At 71.5% G+C, this 24,331-nt stretch carries 22 protein-coding genes and 1 pseudogene; 10 read left to right on the top strand and 13 right to left on the bottom strand.

The window, feature by feature from the left end:
- Positions 1 to 131: 131 nt before the first annotated feature.
- Positions 132 to 1,697 carry a DUF4434 domain-containing protein gene (locus tag ABD844_RS20635; RefSeq protein WP_344880034.1) on the top strand — a complete coding sequence of 522 codons (1,566 nt, stop codon included), beginning with the start codon at positions 132 to 134 and terminating at the stop codon, positions 1,695 to 1,697.
- A 64-nt stretch (positions 1,698 to 1,761) separates the two neighbouring features.
- Here the strand turns inward: ABD844_RS20635 and efeB are convergent, their stop codons facing one another.
- From efeB to ABD844_RS20600, 7 genes are read right to left on the bottom strand one after another with little or no spacing between them, the layout of a single operon-like run.
- Positions 1,762 to 3,102: an iron uptake transporter deferrochelatase/peroxidase subunit gene (efeB, locus tag ABD844_RS20630; protein ID WP_344880031.1), complete on the bottom strand. Its 1,341-nt coding sequence runs from the start codon at positions 3,100 to 3,102 to the stop codon at positions 1,762 to 1,764.
- A 16-nt stretch (positions 3,103 to 3,118) separates the two neighbouring features.
- Complete coding sequence (gene efeO, locus ABD844_RS20625; protein WP_344880028.1) at positions 3,119 to 4,261, bottom strand: iron uptake system protein EfeO; 1,143 nt, start codon at positions 4,259 to 4,261, stop codon at positions 3,119 to 3,121.
- Between the two features lie 13 nt (positions 4,262 to 4,274).
- Positions 4,275 to 5,108, bottom strand: coding sequence for an iron uptake transporter permease EfeU (efeU, locus tag ABD844_RS20620; RefSeq protein WP_344880025.1), 834 nt, complete (start codon positions 5,106 to 5,108; stop codon positions 4,275 to 4,277).
- Positions 5,109 to 5,149: 41 nt separating this feature from the next.
- Complete coding sequence (locus tag ABD844_RS20615; RefSeq protein WP_344880022.1) at positions 5,150 to 5,386, bottom strand: hypothetical protein; 237 nt, start codon at positions 5,384 to 5,386, stop codon at positions 5,150 to 5,152.
- Complete coding sequence (locus ABD844_RS20610) at positions 5,383 to 6,219, bottom strand: carbohydrate ABC transporter permease (RefSeq protein WP_344880019.1); 837 nt, start codon at positions 6,217 to 6,219, stop codon at positions 5,383 to 5,385. The genes ABD844_RS20615 and ABD844_RS20610 overlap by 4 nt, the downstream gene beginning before the upstream one ends.
- Positions 6,219 to 7,175, bottom strand: coding sequence for a carbohydrate ABC transporter permease (locus tag ABD844_RS20605; RefSeq protein ID WP_344880015.1), 957 nt, complete (start codon positions 7,173 to 7,175; stop codon positions 6,219 to 6,221). Before ABD844_RS20605 ends, ABD844_RS20610 begins: the two co-directional genes overlap by 1 nt.
- Entirely contained in the window at positions 7,172 to 8,455 is a 1,284-nt protein-coding gene (locus tag ABD844_RS20600; protein WP_344880012.1) for an extracellular solute-binding protein, read from the bottom strand. The genes ABD844_RS20605 and ABD844_RS20600 overlap by 4 nt, the downstream gene beginning before the upstream one ends.
- 161 nt (positions 8,456 to 8,616) lie before the next feature.
- On the opposite strand from ABD844_RS20600, the gene ABD844_RS20595 reads away from it, so the two are divergent.
- Complete coding sequence (locus tag ABD844_RS20595; protein WP_344880009.1) at positions 8,617 to 9,630, top strand: LacI family DNA-binding transcriptional regulator; 1,014 nt, start codon at positions 8,617 to 8,619, stop codon at positions 9,628 to 9,630.
- Positions 9,631 to 9,945: 315 nt separating this feature from the next.
- Here ABD844_RS20595 and ABD844_RS53220 read toward each other — a convergent pair.
- A pseudogene (locus tag ABD844_RS53220) lies at positions 9,946 to 10,305 on the bottom strand (ClpP family protease); the annotation flags it as partial.
- 207 nt (positions 10,306 to 10,512) lie between these two features.
- On the opposite strand from ABD844_RS53220, the gene ABD844_RS20585 reads away from it, so the two are divergent.
- The 3 genes from ABD844_RS20585 (at position 10,513) to ABD844_RS20575 (ending at position 14,998) form a co-directional block, all read left to right on the top strand.
- Positions 10,513 to 11,280 (top strand): maleylpyruvate isomerase N-terminal domain-containing protein, encoded by a 768-nt coding sequence (locus ABD844_RS20585; RefSeq protein WP_344880003.1) that lies wholly within the window; start codon positions 10,513 to 10,515, stop codon positions 11,278 to 11,280.
- A gap of 84 nt (positions 11,281 to 11,364) precedes the next feature.
- Positions 11,365 to 11,715, top strand: a complete 351-nt coding sequence (locus tag ABD844_RS20580; RefSeq protein ID WP_344880000.1) for a nucleotide pyrophosphohydrolase — start codon at positions 11,365 to 11,367, stop codon at positions 11,713 to 11,715.
- Positions 11,716 to 11,806: 91 nt separating this feature from the next.
- Positions 11,807 to 14,998 (top strand): AfsR/SARP family transcriptional regulator, encoded by a 3,192-nt coding sequence (locus ABD844_RS20575; RefSeq protein ID WP_344879998.1) that lies wholly within the window; start codon positions 11,807 to 11,809, stop codon positions 14,996 to 14,998.
- An 87-nt stretch (positions 14,999 to 15,085) separates the two neighbouring features.
- Here the strand turns inward: ABD844_RS20575 and ABD844_RS20570 are convergent, their stop codons facing one another.
- Positions 15,086 to 15,547, bottom strand: a complete 462-nt coding sequence (locus ABD844_RS20570) for an SRPBCC family protein (protein WP_344879995.1) — start codon at positions 15,545 to 15,547, stop codon at positions 15,086 to 15,088.
- 103 nt (positions 15,548 to 15,650) lie between these two features.
- Between ABD844_RS20570 and ABD844_RS20565 the strand changes: the two genes are divergently transcribed.
- From ABD844_RS20565 to ABD844_RS20555, 3 genes are read left to right on the top strand one after another with little or no spacing between them, the layout of a single operon-like run.
- Entirely contained in the window at positions 15,651 to 16,874 is a 1,224-nt protein-coding gene (locus ABD844_RS20565) for an amidohydrolase family protein (RefSeq protein WP_344879992.1), read from the top strand.
- A 48-nt stretch (positions 16,875 to 16,922) separates the two neighbouring features.
- Positions 16,923 to 17,957: an alpha/beta hydrolase gene (locus tag ABD844_RS20560; RefSeq protein ID WP_344879988.1), complete on the top strand. Its 1,035-nt coding sequence runs from the start codon at positions 16,923 to 16,925 to the stop codon at positions 17,955 to 17,957.
- A 37-nt stretch (positions 17,958 to 17,994) separates the two neighbouring features.
- Positions 17,995 to 18,693, top strand: a complete 699-nt coding sequence (locus ABD844_RS20555; protein WP_344879985.1) for a helix-turn-helix domain-containing protein — start codon at positions 17,995 to 17,997, stop codon at positions 18,691 to 18,693.
- On the opposite strand, the gene ABD844_RS20550 is transcribed toward ABD844_RS20555, so the two are convergent.
- The 3 genes from ABD844_RS20550 to ABD844_RS20540 form a co-directional block, all read right to left on the bottom strand.
- On the bottom strand, positions 18,677 to 19,327 hold the full coding sequence (locus tag ABD844_RS20550) for an alpha-ketoglutarate-dependent dioxygenase AlkB family protein (protein WP_344879982.1): 651 nt from the start codon (positions 19,325 to 19,327) through the stop codon (positions 18,677 to 18,679). The genes ABD844_RS20555 and ABD844_RS20550 overlap by 17 nt on opposite strands.
- Before the next feature lie 82 nt (positions 19,328 to 19,409).
- Positions 19,410 to 20,210, bottom strand: coding sequence for a 2OG-Fe(II) oxygenase (locus tag ABD844_RS20545; RefSeq protein ID WP_344879979.1), 801 nt, complete (start codon positions 20,208 to 20,210; stop codon positions 19,410 to 19,412).
- Complete coding sequence (locus tag ABD844_RS20540) at positions 20,207 to 20,695, bottom strand: methylated-DNA--[protein]-cysteine S-methyltransferase (RefSeq protein WP_344879976.1); 489 nt, start codon at positions 20,693 to 20,695, stop codon at positions 20,207 to 20,209. Before ABD844_RS20540 ends, ABD844_RS20545 begins: the two co-directional genes overlap by 4 nt.
- Before the next feature lie 217 nt (positions 20,696 to 20,912).
- On the opposite strand from ABD844_RS20540, the gene ABD844_RS20535 reads away from it, so the two are divergent.
- Positions 20,913 to 21,758 (top strand): alpha/beta hydrolase, encoded by an 846-nt coding sequence (locus tag ABD844_RS20535; protein WP_344879973.1) that lies wholly within the window; start codon positions 20,913 to 20,915, stop codon positions 21,756 to 21,758.
- 155 nt (positions 21,759 to 21,913) lie between these two features.
- Here ABD844_RS20535 and ABD844_RS20530 read toward each other — a convergent pair whose 3' ends face one another.
- The gene (locus ABD844_RS20530) at positions 21,914 to 22,270 is read right to left on the bottom strand and encodes a hypothetical protein (protein WP_344879970.1); all 357 of its coding nucleotides are present in this window, start codon (positions 22,268 to 22,270) and stop codon (positions 21,914 to 21,916) included.
- 518 nt (positions 22,271 to 22,788) lie between these two features.
- Here ABD844_RS20530 and ABD844_RS20525 point away from each other — a divergent pair.
- Positions 22,789 to 23,589, top strand: coding sequence for a maleylpyruvate isomerase N-terminal domain-containing protein (locus ABD844_RS20525; RefSeq protein WP_344879967.1), 801 nt, complete (start codon positions 22,789 to 22,791; stop codon positions 23,587 to 23,589).
- Positions 23,590 to 24,331: the final 742 nt, after the last annotated feature.

The following is a 24,331-nucleotide window of genomic DNA, read 5'->3' as shown; positions in this document are numbered from 1 at the left end:
CGCGCCATCGCGCCCGGGGCGGCGACGGAGGCGAGCGCGGTTCGGGCGCCCTCGACACCCAGGGGCGGCCGTCAGGGGGCCCGTGCCGGTGCCGGGATGCGTAGGCTTGGGGTGGCGTGGAAGGGGCGTGGGTGCACCGGATTCTGTGGCTGGTCGTGGCGGTGGCCTTCGTGGTGGGCCTGGTCATCCCCGACGACCCCGAGTTATCAGAGTGCCCGTCGCGCGACACCAGGGTCCTGGCCCCGTACGCGGTGACCGGCTACTGGGTCATCCCGCGCGCCGACCGGTGCGTCACCCAGCGCATGGTCGAGGCCGTCCACGCGATCGGCGGTGACACGCTGATCACGTTCGGGCCGCGGTTCGACACGCGCGCCGAGCCGGAGTTCGCCGACTGCCTGGTCGACGGGCGGCCGTGCGCCGAGTTACCCGGCCAGCGGGTCCGGCAGGTCTACACGTACGTGACCAGCGAGGAGTTCGGTCAGGGCATGTTGCGCTGCCCGGGGATCGACCGGCGGGTGGTGAGCGGGGAGCGCGTCTTCTACCGGCTGTCGCTGGCCGTCGGCTGCGCCGACCCCGTACACGACCTCGTGCTCGTCTCCACCGACGGCGACGGGCTGGGCAACCTGATGCGCGAGGCGAGCGCGTACGGGATGACCGTCTTCCCCGGGCTGCCCGCCGCGCCGCAGCGGGAGGGCAAGCCGTGGGAGCCCGACCACGCGCACACCGCCGCGCTCAACGCCTTCACCGCGCGGGTGCTGGCCGACTACCGCGAACGGTTCAGGACGCTGTCAGCCTTCCGCGGCGTGTACCAGTCGTTCGAGCTGGCTGTCCGGGCCCGGTCCGACCAGGATCCGATCGTCCAGTTGTACGCGGCCCAGCACGCCGTGGTCGCCGCCGAACTGCCCGGGACGAAGATCGTCGTCAGCCCCTACATCGACGGTCGCCGGGGGCGCGGCTACCCGCCGTCGGAGATGGAGGAGGGGCTCGCGGACATCGCGGGCACCCGGGCCGGGCTGCCCATGGCCATCGCCGTCCAGGACGGGCGAGGCACGGGCAAGGTCCCGGTGCACGGGGCGCACGAGGCCGACGCCAAGGTGGCCGCCCGGCTGGTGCCGGTCGTGGGGGACGTGAGCAACACGCAGGCGTACTACGGGTCCACGAGCGACTACGTCGAGGCGGCGGCCCGCGGGGTGCCCGACGGGGTGGAGCTGTGGGTGAACGCGGAGGGCTTCGAACCGACCCCCGCCGCCGGCGAGTGCGGCCGGGTCGAACCGCTGCCGCTGCGCGGGCGGACCACCAAGAGCCGCCTCGACCAGCAGGTCATGGCGGCGGGGCGGCACGCCGCGAAGATCATCTCCTACGGGTGGGAGCCCTTCTTCACCTGCCAGGCCCGCTACGACACGCCCTCGCTGGCCGATGACATCGCGGCCGGGTGGCAGCAGCCGATCATCGTCGCGGTTTCCCGCAAGGAGCTGAACGGCCGGCCCGGCGTGCTCGTCGAGGGCTACAACCTGCACGGGGGCACACTGCGGTTCGCACCCCTTGGGGGCGCGGAGGTGGTCGTGCCGCAGGAATGGTACGGACGCGACCGGCTGGAGTCGGCGTGGGCGCCCTACGTACCCTCGGGCGCGTGGACCGGCGTCAGCGCGACGAACGGCACCGGCCACTCCAGCACCACCCCGTACGCCTTCCGCTGATGGGAGTTGCCGGGTCGGTCGATCGGGCAGCGCGTACGGGGGAGGCTGGTCTGACATTTCCGGATTAACCCTCGAAAAGGGTGCGGCCCCAGTAGTCTCCGGCGTCCCGTACGCCGGGTGGGCAGGCGAACAACCCGCTGGAGACGTGTTTGATGTACTCGTTGAGCGGGTCCTTGCGCGCCAGGCTCATCTGCACCGGTACGAACTGCCTACGTGGATCCCGCTGGTAGGCGATGAAGAACAGCCCCGCGTCCAGGCGGCCGAGCCCGTCGGAGCCGTCCACGAAGTTGTAGCCGCGGCGCAGCAGGTGGGCGTTGCCGTGGGAGGTCGGGTGCGCGAGGCGTACGTGGGCGTCGGCCCTGATGTACGGCTCCCCGTCCGGTCCCTTGGCCGCGAAGTCCAGCGGGTCGAACTCGGCCTTCCTGCCCAGCGGCGCTCCCACGCCCTTGTCCCGGCCGAAGATCTGCTCCTGCTCGGCCAGCGACGTACGGTCCCAGGTCTCGATCGTCATGCGGATCTTCCTGGTGACCAGGTAGCTGCCGCCGGTCATCCACGGGCTGCCGTCCCCGGCACCGGCCCAGAGCTGCTCGCGCAGCAGGTCGGCGTCTTCGAGCTTGAGGTTGTTGGTGCCGTCCTTGAAGCCCATGAGGTTGCGCGGGGTGGCCTGGGCGCGGGAGGTGGAGGACGTACGGCCGAAGCCGAGCTGCGACCACCGTACGGAGACCTTGCCGAAGCCGATCCTGGCCAGGTTGCGGATGGCGTGCACGGCAACCTGGGGATCGTGGGCGCACGCCTGCACGCAGAGGTCGCCTCCGGAAATTTCCGGAATGAGCTGCTCTCCCGGAAATTTCGGTAGATCGGACATCGCGGCCGGGCGCTTGCCCGACAGCCCGAACCGTCCGTCGAACAACGACGTCCCGAACCCGACCGTCAGCGTCAGGCCCGAGGCCGGCAGCCCGAGCGCCTCGCCCGTGTCGTCGGGCGCGGCCTCGGGAGCGCCGCCCACCGCCCCGAACGAGCCCGCCTCCCTGCCCTGCGTCAGCCGCGCCGCCGCGGCCGTCCACTCCTGGAGCAGCTCCACCAGCTCGGCCCGCTCGCCCGTGGTGACGTCGAAGGCCACGAAGTGCAGCCGGTCCTGGGCGGGGGTGACGATGCCGGCCTGGTGCTCGCCGTAGAAGGGGTACGGGGCGGCATGGGCTCCCTGCGGCTCGTTCGCCGCCGACGCCGCCGCGCCGACCCCAGGCGGTTCGTTCGCCGGCGCCACCGCACCGGGCGGCGGCTCGTTCATCAGGGGCCGGGCCGCCACCGCCCCCGCGCCCAGCACGGCGGCCCCCGCCGCGCCGAGGCCCAGCAGCTTCCTCCTGCTCACCCGCCCGGAGGGCGGCGGTTCCTGCTCGGTCGCCATCGCGCCCGCCTCCCCGCTACTTCGCCACGATCGGGGCGATCTCGCTGATCGGCTCGGCCAGCGCGTTGATCGCGTCGGACAACGTCCTCAGCTCGGCCTTGGACAGCTCGTTGTGCAGCCGCCAGCCGTCGCCCTTCTGGTGCGCCGCGAGCGCCGACTCGGCCGCCGCGAACTTCTCGTCCAGCGTCTTGACCAGGTCGGGAGAGCGTTCCTCCAGCACCGGCCTGAGCGCCTGGACCGCGGCCTTGGACCCCTGGAGGTTGGCGTCGAAGTCCCACAGGTCGGTGTGCGACCAGATGTCCTCCTCGCCGGTGATCTTCCCGGTGGCCACCTCGTCGAGCAGTTCCTTGGCGCCGTTGGCCAGGTTCAGCGGGGTCAGCTCGGTGGCGTTGGCCTTGGCCACGATGGTCCTGACGTCGGCGATCAGCTTGTCGGCGACGGGGCCGGTCTTGCTGAGGTCCCGGTGGATCCACAGGTCCTTCTCGATCCGGTGGAAACCGGTCCACTCCTCGCCGTCGGCCAGGTCGGCCTCGCGTCCGTCGATGGCCGGGTCGAGGTCGCCGAAGATCTCCGCGACCGGCTCGATGCGCTCCCAGTACGTACGCGACACCGGGTAGAGCCGCTTGCCCTTGTCGAGGTCGCCCGCCTTGACCGCGTCCACGAACTCCTGGGTCTTGACGAGCAGCGTGTCGGTCTGCGACTTGACGTAGCGCGCGTAGCTGCGGGTGGCCTCGGCGAGCCGGGCGTCGGCGTTGAGCGGCTTGTGCTCGCCGGTCACCTTGAGCGCGTTGCGGATGCCCTTGCCGACCATGCCGGGCTTGCACGCGGTCTCGTACGCGCCGGCGGGCAGTTCGGCGATGAGCTCCCTGGTCAGGCCGGGCACGATGTTCTCGACTTCGGCCATGACGCGGTCGCCCGGCGCGTACACGTAGAACTCGGTGACCTTGGAGCCGCCGTTCGTGATGGCGAAGGTGGTGGTGCCCGCGGTGACCTGGGTGACGGCGACCTTGCACTCGGTGTCGGTCGCGGCCACCGCGACCTTGCCGGGCGCGGTGGAGCCGGAGGTGGCCGGGGCGGTGTCCGACCCGCAGGCGGCCAGCGCCGCCAGCGCCGTCAGGACGACCGGCACGCCGGTGGACAGGCGGAAAACGGTGCGCATGATGGCTCCCGGTTCAGGCCGCGGAGGACGCGGGCGCCGCGGCGGGCTTGGGCCGCCGCGGGCGCAGGAAGAGGAGGAGTACGGGCACGAGGTAGGCGGCCCAGGCCACCATCTCGGCCACGCTGGGCTGCGGGGTGAGGTTGAGCAGCCCGGCCAGCAGGGTGCCGTACCAGGACTCGGGGGGCACGACGGCGCTGAGGTCGAAGGCGAGGGTGTTGAGGCCGGGCAGCACGCCGGCCTCCTGGAAGTCGTGGACGGCGTACTTGAGTATCCCGGCGGCCACGAGGATCAGCAGCACCCCGGTCCAGGTGAAGAACCGCGTCAGGTTGATCCGCACGGCGCTGCGGTAGATCCCCCAGCCGATCAGCACGGCCGTGAGCAGCCCCAGGCAGATGCCGATGAGCGGCTCCGCCGTGGCGACGGCGCCCTGCACGGAGGCGAAGAACAGCAGCGCGGTCTCCAGCCCTTCGCGGGCCACGGCCAGGAACGCCATCACGACCACCGCGGCCGAGCCCAGCTCCAGGGCCTCGGAGAGCCTGCCGCGCAGGTCCTTGGAGAGCGCGCGGGCGGCCCGGCGCATCCAGAAGATCATCCAGGTGACGAACACGACCGCGAGCAGCGAGGTGATCGCCTCGAACAGCTCCTGCCCGGTGAAGTCGAGCCGGGCCGCGGTGAACGTCAGCAGGGCCCCGAACCCGACCGACAGCGCGACCGCCGCGCCGACCCCGGTCCAGACGTGGGGCAGCTTGTCCCGGCGTTCGCTCTTGACGAGAAAGGCGATGAGGACCGAGACGACGAGCGTCGCCTCGAGCCCCTCGCGAAGTCCGATGAGATAGCTGGCGAACATCGTCGCTCAACACCCGCTTGCTGAGGAAAGGCTTACCTAAATTAGGACAGGCGAAGCATACCTACGCAAGCATCACGGCGACAGGTCACCCCCGCAGGTTGTCGGCCAGCAGGTCGAGCAGGGGTTCGCGGCGTACGCAGGTAGTCGACCGGGATGCGTACGCAGTTCATGCCCAGCCCGGCCGGCAGGGCGGCGTCCCGCTCGGTGAAGAACGAGGTCAGCAGCCGGTCGAAGACCAGCTCGGCCCGGTCGTCGCCGAGCGTGCGGCATGAGGTCACCCCTTCGTCGCACCGGCGGTGAGACCACCGACCAGGTGACGTTCCGCGACGGCGTAGAACCCGAGCGCGGGCACCATGGCCAGGACGAGGTAGGCCAGGATGCGGGCGGTGTCGGAGGCGTACTGGCCCTGGAACTGCTGGATGCCCAGCGGCAGCGTCCAGCTCGCCTCCTCGCTGAACACCACCAGGGGCAGCATGAAGTTGTTCCAGCTCCCCACGATGGCCAGCACCGAGACGGTCGCGATGGCGGGCCTGGCCATCGGCAGCAGGATCCGCCAGAAGAACCCGAACGGCGTGCACCCGTCGATCGTGGCCGCCTCCTCGATCTCGCCCGGGATGCCGCGGAAGAAGCCGCGCAGGATGATGATCGTCAGCGGCAGGCCGAAGGCGGCCTGCGTGAGGATGACGCCGAGCGGGTTGTCCAACAGGCCGAGCGTGCGCAGCAACACGAAGATGGGCAGGATCGCCACCGCGAACGGGAACATCAGCCCCGCCGTGAACAACGTGAAATACAGCTCCCTGCCGCGGAAGGCGAACCTGGCGAAGACGAACGCCGCCAGCGCCGACAGCGCCACCGTCACCACGGTCGTGATCACCGCGATGAACATGCTGTTCCACATCTGCCGCCAGAACGAGCCGGAGCCCAGCACGTCCGTGTAGTTCGCGATCACCCACGTCTCGGGCAGTCCGAACGGGTTGGCGGACAGCTCGCTGTTCTCCTTGAAGCCGCCGAGCAGCGCGTAGAACACCGGCATGATCATGAAGACGCCCACGACCAGCGCGATCGCGTGCAGCGGCAGCGTCGTGCGCCGCCGCCTCTTCCCGTGGTTCATCACCGGCCCCCTTGGGAGGTCATCGCGCCCTCCAGGTCGCGGCGCAGCACGAACCGCTGGTAGACGAGGGCGAAGACGAGGCTGAGCGCGAACATCACCACGCTGATCGCGCTGGCGTAGCCGACCTGGGAACGCTTGAAGCCCCAGTCCATCATGGTGACGGCCATCGTCTCCGAGGCGTGGGAGGGGCCGCCGCCGGTGAGGATCCAGACCAGGTCGAACAACTGGATGGTGTAGATGACGGACAGGAAGACGCTGATCCGGATCGTGGGGCCGAGCAGCGGCAGCGTCACGTACCTGAACGTCTTCCAGGCCGTGGCCCCGTCGATCTGGGCGGCCTCGACCAGTTCGTTCGGGATGCTCTGCCGTCCGGCGAGATAGATCATCATGTGGAAGCCGAAGTACTTCCAGGTCATGACCAGGAAGAGCGACGGCATCACGGTGTCAGGGTTGGCCAGCCACTCCGACTCCAGCCCGAACACCGACAGGACCTGGTTCGCCATGCCCGAGTCGGGCGAGAGGATCAGCGAGAACAGCACGCCCGTGATGACCTCGCTGAGCACGTACGGCGCGAAGAACACCACCCGGTAGAGCGCCCGCCCGCGCAGGCGCTGGTTCAGCAGCATGGCGATGGCCAGCGAGAACGGCAACTGCACGCCGACCGACAACACGACCAGGACCAGCAGGTGCCACAGGTCCCTGGCGAAGATCTCGCTGGTGAACAGCCGGGTGAAGTTGTCCAGGCCGATGAAGTCGGTCGGCAGGCCGCCGAAGCCGTTCCACCTGAAGACGCTGGAGTACAGGGCCACCAGCATGGGGGCCACGACCAGCAGCAGGAACAGCGCCAGCGCGGGCAGCAGGAACAGCGCGATGCTCACCCAGCGGCCCCGGCGCCCGCCGGCAGGGGCCGGGGCCGGAAGCCTGACCGCCTCCGGCCCAGTCGTGAGTGTCGTCATCCTTCGCTCTTGGCCACTTCTGTGATGTCCGCGCCGACCTCTTCCGGCGTCTTCGTCCCGGCGATCAGCTCGGCCACGCTGTCGTTGACCTGCTGGCCGACGGCCGGTGGATATGCCTGGTCCAGGTAGAGCTGGTAGCCGACGGCACTGGCCAGCAGCGTCGCCACCTGCTTGAGGTTGGGGTCCTTGACCGCGCTCTCCTCGCCCTTGAGCACCGGCAGCACGCCGCCGGACCCGACGGCCTCGGAGTGGTTGCCCATCTCGGTCATGAACGTGACGAAGTCCACGGCCTCCTTCGGCGCGTCCGCGCCCACGGTGAGCCCGCCGCCGCCCCCGAACGCGTCACCGGCCTGGCCCTTGCCGCCCTCGACGGCCGGGAACGGGAAGAAGCCGAGGTCCTCGCCGAGACCCTTGCCCGAGGAGGTCTGCACGCTGGGTGCCCACTGCCCCATCAGCTCCATGGCCGCCTTGCCGTTGCTCACGGTGGCGGACTGGCCGTCGGGGGTGGAGTAGGCCGCGCCCAGGAAGCCCTTCTGGAACGGCTGCAGGTCGGCCAGCGCCTTCACCTGCTGCCCGGCGGCGACGAAGTCGGGCTTGGTGAAGTCGTGGTCGACGGCGGCCTGCTTGAGCGCGTCCAGACCGGCGATGCGCATGGCGAGGTAGGCCCAGTAGTAGTGGCCCGGCCACTTCTCCTTGCCGGCCAGCGCGATCGGGGTGACGCCCGCGGCCTTGAGCTTCTTGACGTCATCGAGGAACGCCGACCAGGTCGCCGGAGGCTGCGTGATGCCCGCCTGCTCGAAAAGTTTCTTGTTGTACCAGAAACCCACGAGGCCGATGTCGGTCGGCAGCCCGTACGTCTTGCCGTCCACCTGGTACGCGCTCAGCGCCGCGGGCGTGAACGTCGGCAGCACGGCGGAGACGTCGCCGGAGATGTCCTTGACCAGCCCCGCGTCGATCTGCTGCTGGAGCACGCCGCCGCCCCACGACGCGAAGACGTCGGGCGCCTTGCCGGACTGCGTCAGGGTGGTGAGCTTGGCCTTGTACGCCTCGTTCTCCAGGACCGTCGCCTCGATCGTCACGTGCGGGTACTTGGCCTCGAACTGCTCGGCCCGCCGCGCCCAGAGCGACTTGAGCGGCTCGGCCGTGGAAAGGTGCCACCACTCCAGCGTGACCTTCGCGGGAGAGCCGCCCGCGCCCTGCTGAGGAGCCGGCTCCCCGCCGCTGCCGCTGCACCCCGCGAGGAGCAGGACGGCCGCGGCCGACACCAGACTGCGTTTCATAGGGGCTCCTTCCTCAGCCTGACGGCCTCGGCGTGTGAGTCGAAAATTTCGTTTGCCCTCCGATAATTTCGATGCCGTGATCGTAGGAAACGCCCTATGAGGCGTCAACACCTCGGCCCCGGGCGATCCCAAACCGAAACTTTCGGATACACTGCCGATTTGTGTCAGCGAAGAGGCGGGTCACGATCGCACTGATCGCGGAGGAGGCGGGGGTCTCCATCCCGACGGTCTCGAAGGTCATCAACGGGCGCCCTGAAGTGGCTCCCGCGACCCGCCACCGGGTGGAACGCCTGCTGCAGGAGCACGGCTACCAGCGCCGCGTCAGCCAGGACGACACCCCCGCCGGGCTGGTCGACCTGGTGTTCGCCGAGATCGAGTCGCCCTGGGCCATGGAGATCGTCCGCGGCGCGGAGGGCGCGGCCCACGCGGCCGGGGCCAGCGTCGTCATCTCGGTCCTGCACACGCACGCGGGCCCCGGCCGCGACTGGCTGGAACGCCTGGCCGCCAGAAGGACCGACGGCGTGGTGATCGTCGCCTCCCGTCTCTCCACCGGTATCCAGGCCCAGCTCAGCGCGCGCTCGCTGCCGTTCGCCGTGGTGGACCCGGAGGGCGAGCCCGCTCCCGGGGTCGTCTCGGTGGGCGCCACCAACTGGAACGGCGGCCTCGCCGCGACCCGCCACCTCCTGGAGCTCGGCCACCGCCGCATCGGCATGATCAGCGGCCCGGCCGACATGCTGTGCAGCCAGGCCCGCATCGACGGCTATCGCGCGGCCCTGGAGACCGCCGGCCTCCCGGTGGCGCCCGACCTGATCAGGCGCGGCACGTTCCTCGTCGACTCGGGCCGCGACCACGGGCACGCCCTGCTCTCCCTCGCCGACCCGCCCACGGCCATCTTCGCGGGCAGCGACCTCATGGCGTTCGGCGTCTTCGAGGCGGCCAGGCGGCGGGGCCTGCGCGTGCCCGAGGACCTGAGCGTGGTGGGCTTCGACGACCTGCCCCTGGCGAAGTCGGCCTGGCCCCCGCTCACGACCGTACGCCAGCCGCTCCAGGAGATGGCGCACCTGGCCACGCGGACGGTGCTGGCCATGGGGCGCGGGGAGGCGCCGGAGACGAAGCGGGTGGAGCTGGCCACGGAGCTGATCGTCCGGGAGAGCACGGCCCCGTACGAGCCGTAGGGCCGGGCGGGTGGCGCGTCGGCCGATGGCCCATCGCCGTCCGAGGTGGGCGAGTTCGCGCGAGCCGCAGTTGAGGTATTCGCGCACGATGCAGGGCGCAGAGCCGGGCGGCGGAGGCGGGGTTCGTCCAGATACGGTCCGGTCTCCTGGCGGCGGGACGGGCGGGCGGGCGAGGCCGGCGAGATCGCGCCCCAACTGTGGCGGGGGTCGACCAGGCCCGCCAGTTCGAGGAACGTGGACCTGGCCGACCGCACCTCGGTCCGCGTCCAGGTCGTTCATGACCTGCTCGATGGCTCGTCCGGTGTGCTGAGCCGTGATCTGGGCCACCCGGTTGCGCACCGAGCGCGCCCCCCGGGCGTGCACGTGTCTCCCGAGGCCGTCCGCGTCCTGCGGGCGACGCATCGTGACGCGGGCCCGCGGCAGCGCGTAACGCTTTCCCTTGGCCCCCGCGGCGAGGATGACGTGACCCATGCCCGCGGCCGTCCCCGTCGCGTACGTCACGACGTCGCAGGTGACGTACGCCATGGTGTCGACGATGCCGAACCCGGCCTCGACCGAGCCGCCCGGGCAGTCGATCAACAGCACGATGTCGGTCAGGGGATCTTCCTGCGCCAGCAGGAGCAGGTCCGCGACCACCCGGTCGGCGCTGTCGTGAACGAGCGTCCGGCCGAGCACGATCGTACGGTGCCGCAGGAGCGGCTCTCGCTCGCCGTCTGGAGCGTTCAAGGGGATCGGTCACCCCGTTTCCGCCGGGCCGGGACGCGGGCCCTGCACCGCCCGCGGCCGTCGGCGCTCGGGCGCATTCGCCGTGGGGAGACGTTCGCGGCTGCGCTGATCGGTTCACATGGGCGGGCTCGCTCGATCGTATGTTTGAATTCGGGAATGGACTATCAGCGGTACCTGGAGCTTCTCGACCGCGACTGCGCCCGGCTGCGTGAGACCGCCCTGCGCGACCTCGGCGCGGCGGTGCCGTCGTGTCCCGGGTGGACGGCGGCTCATGTCCTGCTGCACGTCGGCGAGGTGTTCCTGCACAAGGCCGAGGCGATGCGCGGCGGCGCCTGGCCGCACCCGTGGCCGCCCGAGCCCGAGCCGGCCCACCCCGCGGGCTACTTCGACCGCGGCCTGTCGGAGCTGCGCGCGCAGCTCACCTCCCGAGGGCCCGAGGAGCCCACCATCACCTGGTACGACCCCGACAGGACGGTCGCCTTCTGGGGCCGCCGGATGGCGCAGGAGACGGTCATTCACCGGGTGGACGCCGAGCTGGCGGCGGGCGAGCCGATCGCGCCGATCCCCGACGACCTGGCGCTCGACGGCATCGACGAGGTCCTCGTGACCTTCCTCGCCTACACCTCCATGAGGTGGCCGGAGGAGCTGGGCGAGAGTCTCAAGGGCGCCGACGGGCGTACGGTCTCGGTCGGCGCGGGCGGGCGCCGCTGGCTGGTGCGTCTGGCCCCGTCGGGGGTCGAGGCCGCCGAGATCGGGGCGGTCGAGGTCGGGGAGGGCGACGTGGAGAGGGCGTCGGTCTTCGGACGGCCCCAGGACGTGCTGCTGTGGCTGTGGGGGCGGGGTGACGGCGGGGCGTTGAGCTTCTCCGGCGACCCTGCCCTCGTGGAGCGTCTGCGCGCACTGCTGAAGGGCGCCACGCAGTAGCGCGGTCAGGCGGCAGGAGCGGCAGCGGTGGTCGCGGCCGTGGGGGCGGCCGGGGTGAGGCGCGGGTCGGTAAGGTCGGGTGGCGTGACGACGGAGTTGGAGTGCCTTGCCGAGCGGCTGCGCGAGTTCGCCCGGGTCAGGGAGTGGGAGGGGTTCCACACGCCGAAGAACCTCGCGATGGCGCTGGCGGGCGAGGTCGGGGAGCTGGTGGCGGAGTTCCAGTGGCTCACGGCGGAGGAGTCGGCGAACCCCGACCCCGAGGCGCTCGCCAGGATGCGCACCGAGCTGGGCGACGTGACCCTCTACCTGGTGCGACTGGCCGACGTCCTCGGCGTGGACCTGGTGGCGGCGGCGCGGGCCAAGCTGGCGGACAACGACCGCCGCTACGACGCCGACCTCTACCGGGGGTCCGCGCGGAAGGCGCCGCCCACCTGACCGGGCCCGCGCGCAAGCCGCTGTTCGCGCCGATCGGGGCTGCGCGGAAGCCGCTTCTCGTGGCCCCATAAGCACGCATAGGGTGACCAGCATGAAATTCGGGGTACTGGGCCCGCTGGCAGTGTGGACGGACGCAGGAGAGGCGGTCACCGTCCCCGGTCTCAAGGTTCGGGCCCTGCTGGTGGACCTGCTCGTCCACGAGGGGCATCCGGTGTCCGTGGACCGGCTGGTCGACGACCTGTGGGGCGCCGAGCCCCCGGCCAACCCGGCGGGCGCGCTGCAGGTGCGGGTCTCGCAGCTCCGCAAGGCGTTCGAGGACGCCGAGGCCGGAGGCAAGAACCTGGTCGTGTCCCGCGCCCCCGGCTACCTGCTGCGCGCCGACGACGGCGCCGTGGACGCCGTACGCTTCGCCGAGTTGCTGGCGCGGGCCGAGACCACGGAAAGCCCCAGGACCAGGGCGGGGCTGCTGGCCGACGCGCTGGCGCTGTGGCGGGGGCCGGCGTACGCGGACTTCGCCGACGAGGAGTACACGAGGTCGGCCGTCCACCGCCTGGAGGAGCAGCGGCTGTCGGCGCTGGAGCAGCACGCGCAGGCGCGGCTGGAGCTGGGCGAGCACGGGCTGCTCGTCGGCGAGCTGGGTGACCTGGTGCGCCGCCACCCGCTCAGGGAACGCCTGCGTGCCGTCCACATGCGCGCCCTCTACCGGGCCGGGCGGCAGAGCGAGGCGCTGGCAGGTTATGCCGAGCTGCGCGAGCGGCTGGCCGACGAGCTGGGCCTCGCCCCTGGGCCTGAACTCGTCTCGCTGCACCAGGCGATCCTCGGCCAGGACCCGGCGCTGAGCCTGCCCGCCGACCGTCCCGCGACGAACCTGCCCGCCTCCGTCAGCAAGCTGGTCGGCCGGGAGGAGGCCCTGGCCGAGGTGTGCGGGTTGGTGGAGGACGAGCGGCTGGTGACGCTCACCGGCAGCGGCGGGGTCGGGAAGACCCGGCTGGCGTTGGAGGCGGCGAACCGGCTGGTCGACAGCTTCGCCGGCGGGGCCTGGCTGGTCGCGCTGGACCAGGGGTCACGCTCACCGGCGGAGGCCGTCATGGCGGCCCTGGACATCAGGGAGGACGCGGGCTCCCTGGCCGCCGCGCTCAGGCCCAGGCGGACCCTGCTGGTGCTGGACAACTGCGAGCACGTCGTCGCGCAGGTCGCCGAGCTGGCCGAGTCGCTCCTGCGGGCCTGCCCCGACCTGCGCATCCTGGCCACGAGCCGGGAGCCGCTGGCCGTGGAGGGCGAGGTGCTGTGGAGCGTGCCGCCGCTCGACGTGCCCGCCAGCGCCGATCTGGCCGTCATGGCGCGCTCCAACGCCGTACGGCTGTTCGTCTCCAGAGCCGCCGCCTCCGCCAGAGGGTTCGCGCTGGACGCGGGGAACGCGTCGGCGATCGCGCAACTGTGCCGGCGCCTCGACGGCATCCCGCTGGCGCTGGAGCTGGCCGCGACCCGGGTGCGCGCGCTCGGCGTGCAGGGCGTGGTGGCCCGGCTGGACGACAGGTTCCGGCTGCTGGCCTCCGGGCAGCGGGGCGCGCCGGCTCGCCAGCAGACGCTCACCGCCGTGATCGCCTGGAGCTGGGACCTGCTGTCCGAGGACGAGCGCGTCGTCCTGCGCCGCCTGGCCGTGCACGCCGACGGCTGCACGCTGGAGGCCGCCGAGGCCGTCTGCGTGGCCGGTGACGACCACCCGCTCGACGTGCTGGACCTGCTGGCCCGCCTGGTGGACCGCTCCCTGGTGGTGGTCGTGGACGGCCCCGCCGGGGTGCGCTACCGGCTGCTGGAGTCGGTGTCCGCGTACTGCCTGGCCAGGATGTCCGACGCCGGCGAACTCGATCGGGTACGCCTCGCGCACCTCAACCACTACCTGGAGCTGGCCGTACGCGCGGAGCCCGAGCTGTACGGGCACGACCAGCGCGACTGGTTGCTGCGCCTGGACGCCGAGGCCGCCAACATGCGGGCCGCGCTCGACACGGCGGTGACGCGGCGGGACGCCGGCCGCGCGGCCCGGCTGGTGAACGCGCTGGCCTGGTACTGGTTCCTGCGCGGCAGGCTGGCCGAGGGCAGGCGGGCACTGTCGACCGCGCTCTCACTCTCCCCGGCACCGACCACCTACCCGGCACCAAGCACCGAGGCGGGGGCCGAGCAGGATACGCGGGCGGAGGCGGAGGCCGGCGACGACGTGCGGCTCCTGGCCAGGACGGCGGGCTGGGAGGTCGGGTTCGCACTCATGCAGGGCGAGCAGGCCGACTGGCGGCCCGTGCTGGAGGCGATCCAGGACCCGGGGGAGCGGGCCAGGGCCGAGCTGTTCGCCGGGCTGCACGTCGAGGACATGATGTCCGGCCAGGAGCTGATGGAACGGGCGCTGGCGACGTTCAGGGAACTCGGTGACCGGTGGGGCATCGCCACCGCCCTGACCAGGCAGGCGGGCGACGCCTTCACCCTGCGAGACGTCGAGGCGCTCGAACGGATCGCGGGCGAGAGCGCCCGGCTGTTCACCGAGCTGGGGGACCGGTGGGGCCTGCTGCGGGCCACGGAGTGGCTGGCGTCGGGTGCGGAGATGACGAACGACACCGAACGGGCCGCCAAGCTGTTCGGCGACGGGCTGCGCATGGCCGAGGATCTCGGGCTGTGGTCCGAGGTCTCCACGCACATCGCCTGGCTGGGCTGGGTCGCCCTGCAGAGCGGCGACCACGACCAGGCCATCGAGCTGTGCGGGCGGGCGCTCAAGCTGGCCGACGACCAGGGCTACATGAAGGGCTCGACCATGGCCGAGCTGGGCCTGGCCTACGCCGCGCGCCGCTCTGGACGGCTGGAGCTGGCCGAGACGCACCTGCGCAACCTGCTCGAACCGCTGTCGCGCGACCCCGAGGCGGAGCCCTCCATGCACCTGGCGGACACGCTCATCGAGCTGGGCCACCTCCACGAACTGCGCGGGGACCTGTCCGCGGCCATGGAGTCGCACAGCGAGGCGCTGGCCGTGGTTGGGAAGATCGGCGACCCCTGGACGAAGGTGGGCGCCGTGGAGGGCGCCGCCGGCGCCATGGGGCCGACCGAGCTGGCCGCCACGCTGCTCGGGCTGGCGGACGCGGCCAGGCACCACCACCGGCTCCCGACGCGGCCGTCGGAGCTGGCCTACATCGAGCGGGTCACGGCGCGCGTGCGCGACGCGCTCGGGGAGGAGGCGTTCGTGGCGGCGTACGCGAAGGGGGCGACGTACAAGCTCGACGACGCCCTCGACCTGCTCTGAGCATGCCCGCTGCTCTGAGCATGTCCGTTGCGGTGAGCATGTGCGCTGCTCTGAGCAGGCCCGCGTCGGCACCGCGCCGCGGTTCTCTCAGCGGGCGGTGTGGGCCGACCTGACATACTCGGCCAGGCGGTCGAAGAACTCGCTCCAGCCCGCCCTGGCCTGCTCGGCATGCTCCTGGTCGGTGTTGACGCCGTACTGGTGGAAGCGCATCTCGGTCCCGCCGGACGCCTCCGTCAGCCCGATCGTCACGACGGACGCCGGCCCGTCGCCGGGCGAGTCGGGGTCGCCGGTCGTGAACACCAGCCGCTCCGGCGCCGCCACCTCCCGGTACGTCCCGTCCAGCGTCATCTCGAACCCCTCCTCGCCCACCAGCGTGGCCCGCCAGACGCCGCCCGGCCGGGTGTCCAGGGTGATCCGGCCCAGCGGCGCGGTCAGCGACACGGGCCCGAACCAGCGGGAGAACCGCTCGGGCTCGGTCCAGGCGGCCCATACCAGCTCGCGGGGGGCGTCGAAGCGGCGGACGATCTCGTACTCGGCGGTCTGGGGCATGGTCGCTGTCCTCCGTGCTGGGTGCCTGCGAGGTCTCCACCGTGCCCGCAGGTGCTTACGATCCCCTTCTCGCGACCTTTAGCCGCGTGGCACGCTGGAGCACATGAGGATCATTCGCGCCACAAAGGTGCTCACCGGGCGTTCCGGACAGGTGATCGCGGACGGCGAGGTCCTCATCGACGGCCCGAAGATCGTCTCCGTGGGGCCGCGCGGCAGCGCAGGGGAGGCTGGGGAGGCGGCGGAGGTCATCGAGCTGCCCGGTCACACCGTGCTGCCCGGATTGATCGACGCGCACGTGCACCTGGGGTTCGACGCCAAGGTGGACCCGGTGACCAGGCGCAGCCCCGAGAGCGACCACCACCTGCTGCTGCGGATGGCCGAGAACGCCCGCAAGCTCGTCTCGGCCGGTGTCACCACCGCCCGCGACCTCGGCGCGCGCGGGTTCCTCGACCTCGACCTGCGCGACGCCATCGAGGAGGGCCTGGCCGTCGGCCCGCACCTCGTGGCCGCCACCCGCCCGATCACCATCACCGGCGGCCACTGCTGGTACATGGGCGGCGAGGCCGACGACGAGCCCGCCATCCGCCGCGTGGCCAGGGAGAACCTGCGCGCCGGAGCCGACTGCCTCAAGGTGATGGCCTCCGGCGGCCAGATGACGCCGGGCGCCCCGCCGAGCTGGACGTCGCAGTACGGCACCGAGCAGCTCCGCGTGGTCGTCGAGGAGGCCGCCGCGCGCGGCAAGGGCGTCGCCGCCCACGCCCACGCGCACGAGGCCATCCGCAGCTCCGTCGAGGCCGGCGTCACCACGATCGAGCACTGCACGTTCTTCACCCGGTCCGGCCACCGCTACGACCCCGAGCTGATCGACGTGGTGGCGGCCAGCGGCACGTACGTCTGCCCCACCGTGCACGGCGCGTTCCACCGGATCCGCGAGGTGCACGGTGAGGCGATGCTCGAAGCCTGGCTGGGCGGCGTGTCCGCGATGCGGGAGGCGGGGGTGCGCCAGATCGCGGGCACCGACGCCGGGTTCGCGATCGGCGGCATCGGCAACCCCACCGACGGGTACGTCGGGGGCCTGGAGGTGTTCGCGATGGCCGGCTATCGCAACGCGGAGATCATCGAGCTGGCCACCGTGCTGGCCGCGGACGCCTGCGGGGTGGGGGAGGTGGCCGGCAGCCTCGACGCGGGCAAGCGGGCCGACCTCATCGCGGTCGCGGGCGACCCCCTCGAACGCCTCTCCGACCTGCGCAACCTCGTGCTCGTGCTGGTGTCGGGCCGCTCCGTCGGGCAGGCGGGCGTCGACACGGTGACCGCGTCCCTGGGTTGAGACACCACGACTGACCTGCCATGGCTGAGACACCACGAAGGAGACCCGATGCTGCCCTGGTCCGCCGAACTGGCCGGACGCCTCGACCACCACGTCGTCGACAGCGCCCTGCTGCGCGGCAACCCGCTGGGCGACCCACACGAACGGCCGCTCGTCGTGTACGTGCCGCCGGGCTACGACGACGCGCCCGAACGCCGCTACCCCTCGATCTACGTGCTGCTCGGCTACACCGGGCACGTCGCCATGTGGTTCAACCGGATGCCGTTCAGGCAGCCGTACCCGGAGCTGACCGACGCGCTGTTCGCCGGAGGGGTCGTGCCGCCCGCCATCGTCGTGTACGTGGACGCCTGGACCTCACTCGGCGGCAGCCAGTACCTCGACTCGCCCGGCACCGGCCGCTACCACTCGTACCTGCGCGACGAGATCGTCCCGTACGTGGACGCCCGCTACCGTACGCTGCCCGGCCGCGACCACCGGGCCGTCACCGGCAAGTCCAGCGGCGGCTACGGCGCCATGGTGACCGCCATGCTGGCGCCCGACGTGTTCGGCGCGCTGGCCACGCATGCCGGTGACGCGTTGTTCGAGGTCAGCTCGCGGCGCTCGTTCCCGGAGCTGGCGCGCAGGCTGCGCGACATGTACGACGGCTCGTACGACACGTTCCTCGCCGACTTCCGCGGCCGGCTGGCCGGCACCAAGGAGGGCGACCTGGAGCTGCTGGAGATGTACGCCTACGCGGCTGCCTACTCCGCCGACGACGACGGCACCGTGCGCCTGCCGTTCGACGACACGGGAGCCGTGGTGCCGGAGGTGTGGCGGCGGTGGCAGGCCTGCGACCCGGTCGTGATGGCGGGCGAGCCGCGCCACGCCGAGGCCCTGCGTTCGATGCGGGCGATCTGGGTGGACGCCGGCAACCGCGACGAGTACTTCCTCGACTTCGGGGCCGTCGCCTTCCGCCGGGCACTGGAGGCGGCGGGCGTACCGGACGAGCGGGTCTTCTTCGAGCTGTTCGACGCCGGTCACGGCGGCATCGAATACCGCTACCCGCTCGCCCTGGCGTGGCTGAGCCGACGCCTCGCGGAATGAGCGTGATGACCGCCCCGCGTGCCGCTAGGCTGCCGTAATGGAACTGAAAGACCAGGTACGCGAGTTGCGCCGGCAGGGCAGGTCTCCCAAGGAGATCGCCCGCGCGCTCAAGGTGTCGCCGTCGGTCGTGGCGCCGTTGGTGCGCGCCATCGCGGGCGAGGACGCCGAGGCCGCGCAGGCCGCCGGGCCGGGCGAGGCCGAGGTGGCCGGATGCTGGATCAACGTCGGCTGGAGCGAGGGGCTCGGCGTCGACCCGGCGCGCGGCTGGGCGGACGAGGCGCCAGACTCGGGCGTGGGTGGCCTGGTGTGCGTGCTCGTCGCCCGGCGCCACTCCTGGGACCGGCTGACGGTCTGTGGCTACCTGGCCGACGTCTACTGCATTGGCGTCAAGGCCGTCATCGGCCCCGACGTGCTCAACGACCGCGAGCTGGCTCGCTTCCGCGAATACTTCTTCGGCGAGTACCCGGGCTGGCAGGACGCGCCGATCGAGCTGGCCAGGCACCTGGTGTTCGGGTCGGTCGACCACGGGCGCACGCTCGGCTTCGAGCCGCACGACCTCTTCGCGCTCGGGGCCGACGTGCTCGGCAAGTGGGAGGAAGAGTCGGCCGTCACGTTCGGCCGCGACGGCAAGCCCTTCTACGTGCCGGGGCCTGACGACGACCCGGCCAAGGTGCTGCGTACGCTGCGGCGCGGGCTCTCCGACGACGAGTTCGGCTACGTCAACCCAGGCCAGTGACGCGCAGCGTGAGATTGAGGCGGCCGGAGGCCAGCCCGGTGGCGGGGTCGCCGGTGCCCGGATAGACCTTCGGCACCCCGTGATAGGCGAAGCGCGACGGCCCGCCGAACACGAACAGGTCACCCGAGGCGAGCCGCACGTCCGTGTACGGCCGTCCGCGTGTCTCGGCGTTGCCGAACCTGAACAGGCAGTCGTCGCCGACGCTCAGCGACACCACCGGGGCGTCCGACCGCTCGTCCTTGTCCTGGTGCATGCCCATCCTGGCCCGGTCGTCGTAGAAGTTGATCAGCGCGGTGTCGGGCTCGTAGGGCCCGGCGCCGCTTCCGTCCTGGCCGTAGGCGGCAGCCAGGGCGCGGCGGCCCAGCTCGGCCAGCCAGCCGGGGAACTCGGCCACCCGGCGGCCGTTCACGTCGTGGGCGATCCTGGTGTACCGGTACGGCTGCCAGTGCCAGCCCAGGCACACCGTCCGCACCGACATGACGCCGCCTCCCGGCAGCACGGTGTGCCGGATCGGCACGGGGCCCTTCGCCCATTCGCGGCACGCCTGGACGAGGCGGCGCTGCTCGTCCAGCGTGAGCCACCCCGGCACGTGGACCGCGCCGGGAGCGATCTCCCTCGGCGGCAGTGGAATCATGACGCTTCCCGATCGATCACGTTACGGCGGACTGCCCGGATTCGGGGCCGTTCGGCGGGGCCCTTCACCCGCTCGTCCGGTCTCACTTGGCGTCGTGGAAGACCAGGCCGAGCGTGTGCCGCAGCCCGGAGCGTACCGTGCTCACCCCGTGCCGCACCGGCGCGGCCGACCAGCCCCGGGACGACCGCACCGGCCGGTCCCTGGTCGTGAAGACGAGCCCGTGCCCCTGCGGCAACAGGGTCACCGTGCCCCGCGACTGGGCCCGGGGCCGCTGCTCCACCAACAGGAACTCGCCGCCGCGGTAGTCCTCGCCGGGCCGGTCGAGGCCGATCACGACCTGGAGCGGGAAGATCAGGTCGCCGTACAGGTCGCGGTGCAGGGCGTTCCAGTCGTTCTCCCGGTAGCGCAGCAGGATCGGCGTCGGCCTGGTCTGCCCGGCCCGGTGGCACATGTCCAGCCACTGGCCGAACTCGTCCGGCCAGGGCGCGGGCTGCCCCAGACGGGCCGCCCAGTCCCGCGCGATCGGCAGCAGCCGTGGGTAGAACGCCGCCCGCAGCCGTTCGACCAGCGGTGGGAGCGGGTTTCGGAAATACCGGTACTGCCCGGCGCCGAACCGGTAGCGCCCCATGTCGATGGTGGCCCGGAAGAGCCCGCTCTCGTCGTACAGACCGGAGATCTCACGGCACTCCTCCGGGGTGAGCACCTGCGGCGTCAGCGCACATCCGTACGCGTCGACCTCCCGCGCCAACTCTCCCCAGCCGAACTCCAGCGACGGCGCTCCACCCCTGGATTCCGGCGTCGGCGTTCCGTCCCTGGATTCCGGCGTCGGCGTCGTCCGGCCAGGTAGCGCCATCTCGAGAGCGGTCTGCTGCCCGGTCGTCATGGCGTGCTCCAGAGCCGGGGCTGGAGGACGCCTTCGAGCGTGAGCAGTTCGCGCTTGCGTTCGAGGCCGCCCGCGTACCCGGTCAGTCCGCCGTCGGCGCCGACGACGCGGTGGCAGGGCACGACGACGGGCAGCGGGTTCGCGCCGACGGCCGCGCCGACCGCGCGGACCCGGTCGGCGGGCGCGCCGATCCGCGCGGCGAGCGCGCCGTAGCTGATCGTGCGTCCGTACGGCACCTTCGCCACCTCCTCCCACACCCGCTCCTGGAAGGCGGTGCCGCGCGTGGCGAACGGCAGCTCGAACGAGGTGCGCTCACCCGCGAAGTACTCCAGGAACTGCCGCTCCATCTCGGCGAACGCGAGCGGCTCCGGCCGCCACCCCGCCCGCGCCGAGGTCACGTCGAACGACACGCGCGTCAGCGCCGTGCCGTCCCCGGCGAGCAGCAGCTCACCCAGCGGACTTTCGATCGTGGTGTAGACATCCATACTCCCTACAACACCGCTGCCCCCTCGAAAGTCAGCGGTTTTCGGACATCGCACCACCCTCCCCACACCTCCGTGGACGACCAAGAACGAACGGCATACGCTCACCGCAATTTCCCGCCAGAAGCGTCCGGTCCAGAAGCGACCAGCCAGAAGCGTCCGGCCAGAAGCATCCAACCCGAAGTGACCAGCCAGGAAGTGACCAGTCAGGAGTGAGAGCATGGCCGAATCCCGCGAGCACACCTTCACCGGCACCAAAGGTCTCAACACCGTTCGCGAATGGCCTCATGAACGGCCGCGCTACCTCGCCGTCCTGGTCCACGGCTACGGCGAGCACATCGGCCGCTACGAGTACGTGGCCGACCGGCTCGTCCGTCACGGCGCCGCCGTCTACGGCGTCGACCACATGGGCCACGGCAGGTCGGAGGGGGACAGGGTGCTCGTCGAGGACTTCGAGGACGTGGTCACTGACGTGCACTCCGCCGAGGAGCACGCGAGGGCCGAGCATCCCGGTGCGCCGGTCGTACTGATCGGCCACTCGATGGGCGGCATGATCGCGGCCCGCCACGCCCAGCGGTACGGCCCGAGGTTGGCCGCCCTCGTCCTGTCCGGGCCGGTGATCGGGGTGTGGGAGATCGTACCCACGCTGCTGGCCTACCCTGAGCCGCCCGACACGCCGATCGACCCGGCCACGCTCTCCCGCGACCTCTCGGTGGGGGCCGCGTACGCGGATGATCCGCTGGTGTGGCACGGGCCGTTCAGGCGCGCGACGCTGGAGGCGTTCGCGACGACCCTGGACACGATCACCAAGACCGGATCGCTCGGCACCCTGCCCACGCTCTGGGTGCACGGCGCCGACGACGAGTTGGTGCCGCTGTCCGGCACCCGCATCGGCATCGAGGCCATCCGGGGAACCACCCTGACCGAACGCATCTACGCGGGCGCCAGGCACGAGGCCTTCAACGAGACCAACAAGGACGAGGTCCTCGACGACGTCACATCCTTCATAGACCACACCCTCCAAAGCATCGCGTCCGGCCGTTCGACCGGGGGAAGCCGTCACTGAACGGGCAGCCCGCGGCCAGAGCCTCACCGGACGAGCAGCCAGACGTGGCCTGAGCCTCGCTGAACGGGCAGTCGGACGTGGTCTGAGCCTCGCTGAACGGGCAGTCGGACGTGGTCTGAGCCTCGCTGAACGGGCAGTCGGACGTGATCTGAGTCTCACTGAACGGGCAGCCAGACGTGGCCTGAGCCCCGAGTCCGGACGAGCTCGACTTTCCAACAGCCGCCCTTCGGGAACACGAACCCGGTGCCCCACTCCTGACCGGGCCGCCGCCAGGTCGACCCGCCGTGCTCCTCAGGGCCCCAGACCAGCTTGGCGGCGGTCCCGTCGGGCAGCGTGGCCCGAATCCGTAGCGGCCCTTCCCCGGTCATCCGCCACACGATCTTGACCTCGTCACCCCGTTCGAGCGGCGGCCTCCCCACGAACAACAGGCCCCACAACTCCGCGTCCCGAGCCGTCCCCCGCACCTCAGGGAACCCGTTGCCCAGGAACACCGGAGTGCCGTTGCACCCCACGCCGGTACCGGTAGGACTCGGACCACCCACTGTCGCAGCTCCCTCGCCACCACCCACACCCGTCGCCGCCCCCGCCCCGGCACCCGAGGAACTCGTCCGCGTACCGGCCCCTGCAGGGCTCGTGGGTGTCCCGACGTCCAAGGAACTGGTCGGCATGCCGGTCCTTGCGGGGCTCGTCGGCGTACCGACCGCAGCACCGGGGGAGCCGGACCCCGGCCCCGCGCACCCGCCCGCCACCGTCACCACAAGTGCCACCAAGAACGCCTGCCCGAACACCGCCACACCCCTGGCCACCGCCCCGGACCACCACATCGAAACCTCCTTGCCCTCACCTCCCTTACTCCGGATCCGGCCGCGAGGTTCCAGACGCTTGACTGGGAAACGCCCGGAAAACGCGATCGCCGTCGGGGGACGCCGTTGCGGCCTCAGTGTCGCGAACCCCGGTGCCAGCGGGAAATGCCGTCCGCGAGGCGATGATTTTTCATCTCGGCGTGGGTCTCCATCCACGAGGAGGCGATATGGGCGAGCAACGACAGGTGCTGATGGCGGGCGTGGCGCTGCTGGAACGGGCGATCGACTACACGCTCGGCAGCCTGCGCGTGGTGACACCCGCCGCACTCTGCCGGGCGACCCCCTGCGCGGGCTGGAACCTGCAGCGGCTGCTGGAGCACCTGAACGACTCCCTCCACGCCCTGAACGAGGCCGCCACCTTCCACCACGTCACCGGCCCTCATTCGGCCGACCACGTCACTACCCGCCATGAGATCCACCACGTCACCGGCCCTCATTCGGCCGACCACGTCACCACCTGCCATGAGATCCACCACGTCACCACCCCCCGTTCGGCCGACCAAGCCACCACCCACCATCAGGACCGCGACGCCACCACCCCCCATTCGGCCCAGGAAGGCGCACCACCCACCGCCCGTCCGTTCGACGCGCTCCTGCTCAGGGACGACGCCACGGAGGTGCTCGGCCGATGGGTCGCCACCGTCGCCCCCACCGCCATCACCGCCACGACCGCCGAGGACGACCTCGTCTCTGTGGGCGACCGCCACCTGACCGCCCCCATGGTGGCCGTGGCAGGGGCCATCGAGATCGCCGTACACGGCTGGGACGTGGCCAGAGCCTGCGGCGAACACCACCCGATCCCGCCTCTCATGGCCGAGGAACTGCTCGACCTGGCCCACCTGTTCGTCACGGAAGAGGACCGTCCGGTCAGGTTCGCGCCACCTGTGCGTGTGCCCGCGTACGCGCCCGCGCAGGACCACCTCCTCGCCTACCTGGGCCGCCATCCGGACTGGTTCGCCCACAACTGACCGTCGGCACACTCCACACTCACCGCCCGCACGCCGTACGATCATCTTGTTGCGCAAAGTCAGCCCACATATCCGGCACCGCTCCCTCTGAACCCGCGACGTCACTACCGATACGGTGAGAAGATCGGTAATAGCGACCGGCCAAGGCCGGGACGCTCACGCAGACCACACCGTGCCAGGGGGCAAAGATCGTCCGGCCCGGTCCGCGAGGCGGCGCATGGCCGCGGACGGGCCGACCAACGTGGTGGCGACGACCGTTCTTCGTGCGGCCGTCGCCACCACCAAGCCCCTCCCGACACACCCACCCGCACCGTGTCCCACCGAAGACGCACCCGCCCTCACCACAGACGCGTCAGTCCTCGCGAGAGACGAAGTGGGCCCGATCCAAGAGAACGGCCGAGCTGGACGACGATGGCCAGGCCCGGCCGACCAGTTGCTCGTCGTGCACCCTGTGCCTGCCGCTGCCCGACCGCGCCTCGTATCGGCAGATTGGCGCCCCGTACGAAGGACTGCGCCCCGTACAGGCGACTGTGCGCCGTACGGACGACCGGCGGCCTGTACAGGCGACTGTGCCTCGTACGGACGACCGGCGGCCTGTACGAACGACCGTGCCCTGTAGGAATGACCGTGCCCCGTACGGACGACTGTGCGCCTGACGGACGGTTGGGGGAGCGGCGATCACGGCCCTCTTCGCCCGGCTCGGCCCGGCTCGGCCCGGCTCGGCCCGGCTCGGCCCGGCTCG

It is taken from the genome of Nonomuraea antimicrobica (assembly GCF_039536965.1).
GTDB classification, from domain to species: domain Bacteria; phylum Actinomycetota; class Actinomycetes; order Streptosporangiales; family Streptosporangiaceae; genus Nonomuraea; species Nonomuraea antimicrobica.
The sequence above is the reverse complement of the archived record's forward strand: the minus strand, read 5'-3'. Positions and strand labels throughout refer to the sequence as shown.

Bases quoted from the DNA above. Each gene is read 5' to 3' on its own strand.
- efeB (WP_344880031.1), bottom strand. From the start codon at position 3,102: ATGGCGACCGAGCAGGAACCGCCGCCCTCCGGGCGGGTGAGCAGGAGG.
- efeO (WP_344880028.1), bottom strand. From the start codon at position 4,261: ATGCGCACCGTTTTCCGCCTGTCCACCGGCGTGCCGGTCGTCCTGACG.
- efeU (WP_344880025.1), bottom strand. From the start codon at position 5,108: ATGTTCGCCAGCTATCTCATCGGACTTCGCGAGGGGCTCGAGGCGACG.
- ABD844_RS20610 (WP_344880019.1), bottom strand. From the start codon at position 6,219: ATGAACCACGGGAAGAGGCGGCGGCGCACGACGCTGCCGCTGCACGCG.
- ABD844_RS20605 (WP_344880015.1), bottom strand. From the start codon at position 7,175: ATGACGACACTCACGACTGGGCCGGAGGCGGTCAGGCTTCCGGCCCCG.
- ABD844_RS20600 (WP_344880012.1), bottom strand. From the start codon at position 8,455: ATGAAACGCAGTCTGGTGTCGGCCGCGGCCGTCCTGCTCCTCGCGGGG.
- ABD844_RS20585 (WP_344880003.1), top strand. From the start codon at position 10,513: ATGGACTATCAGCGGTACCTGGAGCTTCTCGACCGCGACTGCGCCCGG.
- ABD844_RS20575 (WP_344879998.1), top strand. From the start codon at position 11,807: ATGAAATTCGGGGTACTGGGCCCGCTGGCAGTGTGGACGGACGCAGGA.
- ABD844_RS20570 (WP_344879995.1), bottom strand. From the start codon at position 15,547: ATGCCCCAGACCGCCGAGTACGAGATCGTCCGCCGCTTCGACGCCCCC.
- ABD844_RS20565 (WP_344879992.1), top strand. From the start codon at position 15,651: ATGAGGATCATTCGCGCCACAAAGGTGCTCACCGGGCGTTCCGGACAG.
- ABD844_RS20560 (WP_344879988.1), top strand. From the start codon at position 16,923: ATGCTGCCCTGGTCCGCCGAACTGGCCGGACGCCTCGACCACCACGTC.
- ABD844_RS20555 (WP_344879985.1), top strand. From the start codon at position 17,995: ATGGAACTGAAAGACCAGGTACGCGAGTTGCGCCGGCAGGGCAGGTCT.
- ABD844_RS20550 (WP_344879982.1), bottom strand. From the start codon at position 19,327: ATGATTCCACTGCCGCCGAGGGAGATCGCTCCCGGCGCGGTCCACGTG.
- ABD844_RS20545 (WP_344879979.1), bottom strand. From the start codon at position 20,210: ATGACGACCGGGCAGCAGACCGCTCTCGAGATGGCGCTACCTGGCCGG.
- ABD844_RS20540 (WP_344879976.1), bottom strand. From the start codon at position 20,695: ATGGATGTCTACACCACGATCGAAAGTCCGCTGGGTGAGCTGCTGCTC.
- ABD844_RS20535 (WP_344879973.1), top strand. From the start codon at position 20,913: ATGGCCGAATCCCGCGAGCACACCTTCACCGGCACCAAAGGTCTCAAC.
- ABD844_RS20525 (WP_344879967.1), top strand. From the start codon at position 22,789: ATGGGCGAGCAACGACAGGTGCTGATGGCGGGCGTGGCGCTGCTGGAA.